Annotated in this window: 9 protein-coding genes; all 9 read left to right on the top strand. The window is 58.8% G+C overall.

The window, feature by feature from the left end; translation table 11 throughout:
• The first annotated feature begins 312 nt into the window (after positions 1-312).
• Positions 313-879, top strand: coding sequence for a copper resistance CopC family protein (locus QP941_RS11410; RefSeq protein WP_284868996.1), 567 nt, complete (start codon positions 313-315; stop codon positions 877-879).
• Positions 879-1,445 carry a copper chaperone PCu(A)C gene (locus QP941_RS11415; RefSeq protein ID WP_284868997.1) on the top strand — a complete coding sequence of 189 codons (567 nt, stop codon included), beginning with the start codon at positions 879-881 and terminating at the stop codon, positions 1,443-1,445. The genes QP941_RS11410 and QP941_RS11415 overlap by 1 nt, the downstream gene beginning before the upstream one ends.
• A 2-nt stretch (positions 1,446-1,447) precedes the next feature.
• Positions 1,448-2,674: a Dyp-type peroxidase gene (locus tag QP941_RS11420; RefSeq protein ID WP_284868998.1), complete on the top strand. Its 1,227-nt coding sequence runs from the start codon at positions 1,448-1,450 to the stop codon at positions 2,672-2,674.
• 77 nt (positions 2,675-2,751) lie between these two features.
• Positions 2,752-4,815, top strand: coding sequence for a threonine--tRNA ligase (gene thrS / locus QP941_RS11425; RefSeq protein ID WP_284868999.1), 2,064 nt, complete (start codon positions 2,752-2,754; stop codon positions 4,813-4,815).
• Between the two features lie 46 nt (positions 4,816-4,861).
• Positions 4,862-5,401 (top strand): HIT family protein, encoded by a 540-nt coding sequence (locus QP941_RS11430; protein ID WP_204611430.1) that lies wholly within the window; start codon positions 4,862-4,864, stop codon positions 5,399-5,401.
• Positions 5,394-5,999, top strand: coding sequence for a phosphatidylinositol phosphate synthase (gene pgsA, locus QP941_RS11435; RefSeq protein ID WP_239277599.1), 606 nt, complete (start codon positions 5,394-5,396; stop codon positions 5,997-5,999). Before QP941_RS11430 ends, pgsA begins: the two co-directional genes overlap by 8 nt.
• Before the next feature lie 39 nt (positions 6,000-6,038).
• Entirely contained in the window at positions 6,039-6,983 is a 945-nt protein-coding gene (locus tag QP941_RS11440) for a phosphatidylinositol mannoside acyltransferase (protein WP_284869000.1), read from the top strand.
• On the top strand, positions 6,983-8,086 hold the full coding sequence (locus tag QP941_RS11445) for a glycosyltransferase family 4 protein (RefSeq protein ID WP_284869001.1): 1,104 nt from the start codon (positions 6,983-6,985) through the stop codon (positions 8,084-8,086). Before QP941_RS11440 ends, QP941_RS11445 begins: the two co-directional genes overlap by 1 nt.
• Positions 8,086-8,547, top strand: a complete 462-nt coding sequence (locus QP941_RS11450) for a hypothetical protein (RefSeq protein WP_284766574.1) — start codon at positions 8,086-8,088, stop codon at positions 8,545-8,547. The genes QP941_RS11445 and QP941_RS11450 overlap by 1 nt, the downstream gene beginning before the upstream one ends.
• Positions 8,548-8,719: the final 172 nt, after the last annotated feature.

Consider the following 8,719-nt stretch of genomic DNA (forward strand, 5'->3'; position numbering starts at 1 on the left):
AGCGTATATTTGACGTTAACTCAAAGGTCAGAGCCTAAAAATCCCCGTTTCCAGACACACTTTCTGACCCTTAACCCCCGCTCTTCCGCGACCCCACTTCGAGGCGTCCAGGGATAAGAACGCTTGCAATTGAGTTGCCATGCCTTAAATAGTGATAAATGCCTCTTTTTACTTCTGAAAAGGAACTCATTCCCAGTTCGCGCCGACATATGGCTCGACGCGCTACTTATCGCGATTGCCGCTCCGGCAAACCGCGCGGCTAGTATGTCTGACAATTCAACTTGTGCATTTTCAACACAAAAGGAGCTATATATGGGCTACCGCGTACCTCGGCTGCGCCGCACAGCGGCAGCAGTCGGCACTGCAGCACTGGTTCTGGGCGGGTCGATGCCTGCCGCATTCGCGCACGACTCCGTTATTGGCGGTTCGGTCAAAGACGGCGACCAACTCGACGAGTTTCCGAAGGAAATCACCCTCGAGTTTTCTGGTATCCCCAAAGAAGACTTCAATACCTTTGCCGTGACCAACGTGGATACTGGTGAAAAAGTCTTTAGCCAGGAACCAAAGCTCCATGAGCGGGATCTCACCATTGAAACTCCTGCGGACGTCCAACCTGGGCCGGGTAACTACCAGGTAGGCTTCCAGATCACGTCTTCGGACGGACACGCTACCCGCGGGGGAGTGGAATTCTCCGTCAAGGGTGACTCCACCGAGAGCACCGAGGCAGCTGCTGCTGAATCGTCGTCCCAGGATGGGGATGAGGGCCTGCCGACCGCGCTAAAAATCATCCTGGGCGTGGGTGGCGTTTTGGCAATCGCCGCAGTAGTTGCCCTATTTATTGCCAAGTCTCGTCGCATTGATTCGGAAGGTGAAAAATAATGTCCAAGATTTCTAGCATCGCCCTTGTGGGCTTGACTGTGGCCGGCCTCGCCCTGGCGGGTTGCTCACCACAAAACCAAAATGACTCCACCGACTCGAAGGCAGATGCTTCCACTAGTGTCGGGAAAACATCCTCCGCTGCGGAATCTAAAGAACTGACCTTTGAGGACGCTGTCGTGCGAGCCAACGAGGACAAGGATATGACCGCCATCTTTGGCAACCTAGTCAACCATTCCGATAAGGACATCACCATCACTGGATTTTCCACCAGCCTCAATGCCAAGGTGAACCAAATGCATGAGACTGTCGATGGCAAGATGCAGGAAATGTCGAGCCCATTGGTTGTCAAAGCCGGCGAGTCCCACGAGCTGGCACCTGGTGGTGACCACTTCATGCTCATGGAGATGGAAAACCACATCGCTCCCGGCGAGTCCCTCAATCTCAAAGTGGAGCTAGAGGGCGGCGAAGAGCTCGATCTGGGCGAGATTCAAACGCGCAGCATGCCCGCCGGCGATGAGGACTACGGCGATATGAAAGACCACCAGATGGAGGGACACGAACACTAGCTATGTCTGGATTCAGCAGAAGGGGGTTTCTCACCGGCGCTGCGGTATCGACCAGCGCCTTCGCGTTGGCTGGCTGCGCTGATCAGGGCTCTTCCCCGGATGCTCAGGCGCAGGATGGGCCTGCGCTTGCCGACGCCCTCGTGGCATTCGACGGTAAACATCAAGCGGGTATCGCTACCGCAGCGCAGGCCCACCTGAATTTGGTGGGGTTCGACCTTAAAAGGGACGTCGACAAGCGGGGGTTCGCCAGCCTTATGAAGCTGTGGACCGAGGACGCCCGCGCGCTGTGTACGGGGGAGGCGCCGCTGGGCACTCTAGAGCCGGAGATGGTGCAGCAACCCGCCAACCTTACTATCACCTGTGGTCTAGGCGAAGAGGTTTTTAACCTGCTCGGAGTGGACAAGCCCCAGTGGCTGGGAGATGTGCGTTCCTTTCAACGCGATGCGCTGGAGCCCAAGTGGGGACAAAGCGATATCGTCTTGCAGATCTGCTGCGATGACCCACTGATGAATACCTACGCCCTGCGTCACATGGTGCGTGCGGGCGAGCACTATGCCAGCGTGAAATGGCTGCAGCAGGGCTTTATTAACGCCTATGGTAGCCAGGAAAAGGGTGCCACCGCGCGCAATATGTTCGGACAAAAGGACGGCACTGTTAACCCGCGCAGCGAGGAGGACTTCGCAGCCCAGGTGTGGATCGATAAGGGGCCGCAGTGGGCCAATGGGGGAACGGCGATGGTGGTACGCCGCATCCGCATGAACGTGGATACATGGGAAAAGCTGGATCGCTCTTCCCGCGAGAACGCTATCGGCCGTAAGCTCGATACCGGTGCCCCACTTACAGGTAAGGATGAATTCGACGCTGCGGACTTCGATGCGGTAGATGACTATGGACTGCCGGTTATCGATAAGAACTCACACATGGCCGTGGCCGCCCCGCCCGCTGACCACCCAGAGCAGCGCATCCTACGCCGCCCGTATAACTATGAGTTAGCTCCCGATGGCAAGGACGGGCAGCTATCCAATATTGGGCAGGTTTTTATCTGCTACCAGCAGGATCCCACCAAACAATTTGAGCCTATCCAGGCCCGATTGGATGAATCTGACCTAATGAATGAATGGCTGACCCATATTGGCTCCGCTATGTATTTCTGTCCGCCGGGCACCCTTGCTGCCGATGGGCGTGAATCATGGTGGGCAAAATCGCTCTGCGAGCATGCAGGGTTGTAGAATAGCTATCCGTAAATTTAAATAGCGGACGCGGCCAGGTATGCCGCCGACGCACGAGCGCAAAAAGGAGCGCGATTATGGCGGAACTCATCCCCGCAGTACCGGTCAATTACGATTCCTTCACCGTGCCCGCCGGCCAGGCCGTGGGCGCAGCAATGCGAGATCTCAACCTTCCCAATAAGGGCCCGGAGGCTGTCGTAGTCGTTCGCGGTGAGGACGGCACTCTCTTTGATTTGTCGCACACCCCAGACACGGAATCCACCTTCACCCCGGTAGCCGCCTGCGAGGAAGACGGCCGCGCCGTCATCCGCCACTCCTGCGGCCACGTTATGGCCCAAGCCGTGCAGGCCGAGTTCCCTGGCACCAAGCTGGGTATCGGCCCTGCCATTGAAAATGGCTTCTACTTCGATTTTCAGACCGCCGAGCCTTTCACACCGGAAGATCTCAAGGCGATTGAAAAGCGCATGAAGAAGATCATCAAGGGCGGCCAGCGCTTCGAGCGCCACGTCTATGAATCCGCGGAGGAAGCGGAAAAGGCCCTCGCCGACGAGCCTTTCAAGCTCGAGCTGGTCCAAGACAAGGGTAACGTTGACCCTGACTCCGACGAGGCCGCAGAAGTCGGTTCCGGCGATCTCACCCACTATGACAACATCAACCCGCGCACCGGGGAAGTAGAGTGGTTCGATCTCTGCCGCGGCCCGCACGTGCCAACCACCAAGTACATCCCGGCCTTCACGCTGACCCGTTCTTCTGCCGCCTACTGGCGCGGCGACCAGTCCAAGGCTGGCCTGCAGCGCATCTACGGCACCGCTTTTGAGTCCAAGGAGGCGCTGGAGGCCTACCAGACCATGGTGGAAGAGGCGGAAAAGCGCGACCACCGCCGCCTGGGTCAGGAACTAGATCTCTTCTCCTTCCCGGATGAGATTGGCTCCGGCTTCCCGGTATTCCACCCGAATGGTGCGACCGTGCGCATGGAGATGGAAAACCACTCCCGCAACCGCCACGTACAGGCTGGGTACTCCTTTGTTAATACCCCGCATATCACCAAGGGTGACCTATTCAAGAAGTCTGGCCACCTGGACTTCTATGCCGATGGCATGTTCCCGCCGATGCAGCTCGATGGCGAATATGACGAAGAGGGCAATACCGTCAAGGAGCCGCAGGACTATTACGCCAAGCCCATGAACTGCCCGATGCACAACCTAATTTTTGCATCCCGTGGCCGTTCCTACCGAGAGCTCCCGCTGCGTCTATTTGAGTTCGGTACCGTCTACCGCTACGAAAAGTCCGGCGTAGTTCACGGCCTGACCCGTGCCCGCGGCTTTACCCAGGACGATGCCCACATTTACTGCACCGAAGAGCAGCTGGAAGAAGAGCTGACCAAGGTCCTCGACTTCATCATTTCCTTGCTGAAGGACTACGGACTGTCTGACTTCTACCTGGAGCTTTCTACCAAGGACCCGAATAAGTTCGTCGGTTCTGATGAGATCTGGGATCGCTCTACGTCTATCCTGCAGTCGGTCGCAGAAAAGTCCGGCTTGGAGCTGGTTCCGGATCCCGCAGGTGCAGCCTTCTACGGCCCGAAGATTTCTGTGCAGGCTCGCGATGCCATCGGCCGTACCTGGCAGATGTCTACCGTGCAGTTGGACTTCAACCTGCCGGAACGCTTCGAGCTGGAATACACCGCGTCGGACGGCACCAAGAAGCGCCCAATCATGATTCACCGTGCGCTTTTCGGCTCCATCGAGCGATTCTTTGGCGTCCTGCTGGAGCACTACGCCGGTGCCTTCCCAGCATGGCTAGCACCGCACCAAGTGGTGGGCATTCCGGTGGCCGACGAATTCTCCCCGCACCTCGAAGAGGTTGCCGCCCAGCTGCGTCAGAAGGGTATCCGCGCCGATGTGGATACCTCTGATGACCGCATGCAGAAGAAGATTCGCAACCACACCACCGGTAAGGTTCCGTTCATGCTGGTGGCTGGCGCACGCGACGTAGAAGCTGATGCCGTATCCTTCCGCTTCCTCGACGGTACCCAGGTCAATGGTGTGCCGGTAAAGGAAGCCGTGGAGCTCATCGCCGCATGGGTAGCAGAGCGCAACAACGAGCAGCCGACCGAAGAGCTCATCAGTGCCCGACGCTAAAGAGACACACGAAACCGACAGCTCCGCCGTCGCTGAAAACCAAGCGGTGGCGGAGACCTTCGTTGACTCAGGTGCTGGCGAGCCGGACCGCCTAGAGCGGTTATGGGCGCCTTATCGCATGGCCTATATTGCCAAGCGCTCTAAAGACCCCTTCGTGGAGGCCCCGAAGGGTAGCGACGAAGACGGGCTCATCATTGCTCGCGGCAAGACCGTCTATGCATTGTTGAACCTGTTTCCGTATAACGCCGGGCACCTTATGGTGGTGCCGTATCGCAAGGAGTCGCAGCTCGAGAACCTCACGCAAGAGGAATCTCAGGAGTTGATGGCTTTCGCGCAAAAGGCGGTTCGAGTACTCAAACGGGTCTCACGCCCAGAAGCCATCAACGTAGGGCTCAACCTGGGTCGCGCCTCGGGCGGCTCGGTGGGAGATCACCTGCACCTGCATGTGGTGCCAAGGTGGCCCGGGGATAGTAACTTTATGACTGTCCTCGATGGGACTAAGGTATTACCGCAGCTTCTGCAGGATACGCGCCGCGTACTGGCAGAAGGATGGCGCGAGATGGAAGAGGAGGATTCGCGTGCTTAGCGTGCATGGGCGAAAGCCCGCCGCCGTGGTGGTGGAACCTATAGCCAAGGCCTTTTTGAAGCTAGGTCTGACCCCGAATGTGGTCACGGTTGTGGGTACCATAGTCACCATTGCGATTTCGGTGATCCTCATTCCTACCGGCCACCTCTTTTCCGCTGCCGTTTTGTCCGGCCTCTTCGCCGCTTTCGACATGCTCGATGGCACCATGGCGCGCCTGACCGGCAAGGCTACTGCCTTTGGCGCGACCTTGGATGCCTCCTGTGATCGCATCACCGATGGTGCATTATTCAGTGCTATTGCATGGTGGCTGATTTATTCTGCGGATTCTTCCCGCATTACGGTTATTGCGTGCTTTGTCACCTTGGTATGTTCCCAGGTCATTTCCTATATCAAGGCTAGGGGAGAAGCGTCCGGATTCACGATGGTTGGCGGCCTGATCGAGCGCCCCGAGCGGCTCATTTTGGGCTTGGGCGGCATCGGCCTTGAAGGCCTAGGCGTACCGCATGCCATTGAGGTAGCGCTGTGGATCTTGGCCGTTGGCTCCGTCTTTACCGTGTGCCAGCGTATGGTTATTGCTGCCCGCCAGGAGCAGCAGTAGCTCGTACTGCACCACCTAAAACCAGGAGGTTGTGACACCATGTGGGATAGAGAAGACCTCTCCGCGGCGGGTTACCTCGCGGGATGGAAGGTGGTGCGCCGTCTGCCCGAGCCCATTGCGCGCACGCTTTTTCGCTGGGGTGCGGACTACGCAAGTGGCAACGGTCGCGGAATGGAAGGCTTGCGCCGCAACCTAGCGCGAGTGGTGGGCCCGGAAAACGTTACCCGCGCCTTGGTGCGCGATTCCGTGCGCTCCTATATACGCTACTGGATGGAGGCGTTCCGCCTGCCAGCTATCCACGGTGACGCCGGGTTGCATCAGCGCTTGCTCAGCGGCTTGGAAGGCCTTGAGCATTTTGATGCTTCGGCTCAATCCGGCCGCGGTACTATTTTGGCTCTGCCGCATTCCGGTAATTGGGATATGGCGGGCGTCTTCCTCGTTGGCCATTATGGTCAGTTCACCACCGTTGCAGAGCGCCTTAAGCCCGCAGTGCTTTTCGACGCCTTTGTGGACTACCGCGAAACCCTTGGCTTTGAGGTTCTTCCCCTCACCGGCGGCGAAGCCTCGCCTTTTGCCCGCCTCAAAGAGGTGCTGGAAGCCGGTGGCGTGGTCTGCCTGCTGGCTGAGCGCGACCTGACCCGAAGCGGCGTTACCGTGGATTTCATGGGGGAAAAGGCCAATATGGCCGCCGGTCCCGCACAGCTTGCCCTAGAGACTGGCGCCGCCCTGCACGTCGTGCATTCGTGGTTTGAGGGTGAGGGCTGGGGGCTCTCTGTGTCTCCTGAGCTCGAGGTAACGGACCTGCAGGAGACAACTCAGCGCATGGCCGATGGCTTCGCCGCCAATATCCGCCGCCACCCGGAGGATTGGCATATGCTGCAACCGCAGTGGAATGTGGACATAGAGAGGCGTCGGCAAGCGCGGGCGGCCAAAAGTGCCCGCAATGCCCGCCACACCGGGCCATCACAGGAAGGCGAGAGCTAGTGCGTATAGGAATCGTATGCCCCTACTCCTTCGATGAACCAGGCGGAGTTCAAGCCCATATCCTTGATCTAGCCACAGTCTTCATTGAGCAAGGGCACCACGTTCAGGTCATTGGCCCCGCTGCGGAATCCACCCAGCTGCCGGATTTCGTAGTCAAGGGAGGGCCGGCTTTCCCCATCGCGTATAACGGGTCGGTGGCCCGCCTGTCCGTGGGCCCCCACGTCACGCGCAAGGTAAAGCAATTCATCAAGGAGGGCGACTTCGATGTCTTGCACATCCATGAGCCTAACTCCCCGAGCTTTTCCATGACCGCGTTGGCCGTGGCACAAGGCCCACTGGTGGCGACGTATCACGCTTCCGCGTCTAGCTCCCTGGTGCTGACCTTGGCCAAACCTTTTCTCGTTCCCTTTTTGGAAAAGATCCGGGGTGGCATCGCGGTATCCGATATGGCGCGGCGGTGGCAGGTGGAGCAATTGGGTGGCGACCCGGTCCTCATTCCCAACGGCGTGGATACGTCGGTCTACGCGCAGGCTCGGCGCCGCAGCCCGGCTAAGGCCCCCGGCGATCCCCTGGAAGTTGTCTTCTTGGGACGGTTGGACGAACCTCGCAAAGGCCTCGATATCCTGTTGAGCGCGCTGCGCCAAGTACACCACGATATTCGCGTGACCATCATGGGCGGCGGCCGCGCCCGCGAGGTCGAGGGCGTGGATTTTGTAGGCCGGGTCAGCGACGCCGAAAAGGCAGGAATCCTGGGCCGTGCCGATGTCTATGTGGCCCCAAATACCGGTGGTGAAAGCTTCGGCATCGTGCTGGTAGAAGCCATGGCGGCCGGCGCGGCTGTTGTTGCTTCCGATCTGGAAGCCTTCCGTGCTGTGTGCAATGCCGATTCCGACGAGGTTGCCGGCGCACTCTTTCGCAATGAAGACAGTGAGGATCTGGCCCGCGTCCTTAACGAGGTGCTTGATGATGCCGAGTATCGGGCCCAGTTGGTGCGCAATGGCGTCCAACGCGCCAGCACCTATGACTGGGACCATGTAGCGGCGGCCGTGATGCAGGTCTACGAGACTGTCCAAGACGGTACAAGGGTGAGGGTAAAGCGTTGATGGCCATTGAAATTGCCCTAATCCTCTTCCTACTTATCATCGTAGGTTTGTGGGCGCTTTTTACCGCCCAGCGGCTTAACTCGCTGCACATCCGCACTGATGCCTCGCTGGCCCAGCTACAGGCGGCGCTGGACCGCAGAGCAGCGGTGACAGCGGTGGTCGCACCAGAGCTCGCGGCGCTAGCTCAGCGAGCAGAGTCTACCGAGCTCTATCAGGGCCATTTCGAACCGCGCACGATGGCCGAGCGGGAACTATCTGCCGCCATAGTGAGGGAGTTTCCCGCGGACCGTCGCCCTGCCGCGCTTGCCGACGCCGAGGGCCGCATCCAACTTGCCCACCGCTTCTACAACGAGGCGGTCAGCGACACTCGCGCTCTGCGCCTGCGCCCTGCGGTACGGCTCTTTCATCTGGGTGGTACCGCAAAACTGCCGGAATACTTTGACTATATGCTGGCCGAGTAGCCAGCAGAGCTAACTCAAGACTCAGGACGGCGTTAAGGGTCAAAATGTGTGTCTGGTTCGGCGTGTCGGTGGGGTTAGATTTGCCAGCTTCCAGTCCGGCTGACTGGGCGTAGACGGTGTAAGTGAAGTCCTAGTCGTTGGGATAATCAGTACGGCCGACGGTGCGCTAGGA

Origin of the sequence: Corynebacterium sp. MSK150 (assembly GCF_030229215.1) — a bacterium.
Classification (GTDB): Bacteria; Actinomycetota; Actinomycetes; order Mycobacteriales; family Mycobacteriaceae; genus Corynebacterium.

Coding starts and splice junctions, on each gene's coding strand:
- QP941_RS11410 (WP_284868996.1), top strand. CDS start 313: ATGGGCTACCGCGTACCTCGGCTGCGCCGCACAGCGGCAGCAGTCGGC.
- QP941_RS11415 (WP_284868997.1), top strand. CDS start 879: ATGTCCAAGATTTCTAGCATCGCCCTTGTGGGCTTGACTGTGGCCGGC.
- QP941_RS11420 (WP_284868998.1), top strand. CDS start 1,448: ATGTCTGGATTCAGCAGAAGGGGGTTTCTCACCGGCGCTGCGGTATCG.
- thrS (WP_284868999.1), top strand. CDS start 2,752: ATGGCGGAACTCATCCCCGCAGTACCGGTCAATTACGATTCCTTCACC.
- QP941_RS11440 (WP_284869000.1), top strand. CDS start 6,039: ATGTGGGATAGAGAAGACCTCTCCGCGGCGGGTTACCTCGCGGGATGG.
- QP941_RS11450 (WP_284766574.1), top strand. CDS start 8,086: ATGGCCATTGAAATTGCCCTAATCCTCTTCCTACTTATCATCGTAGGT.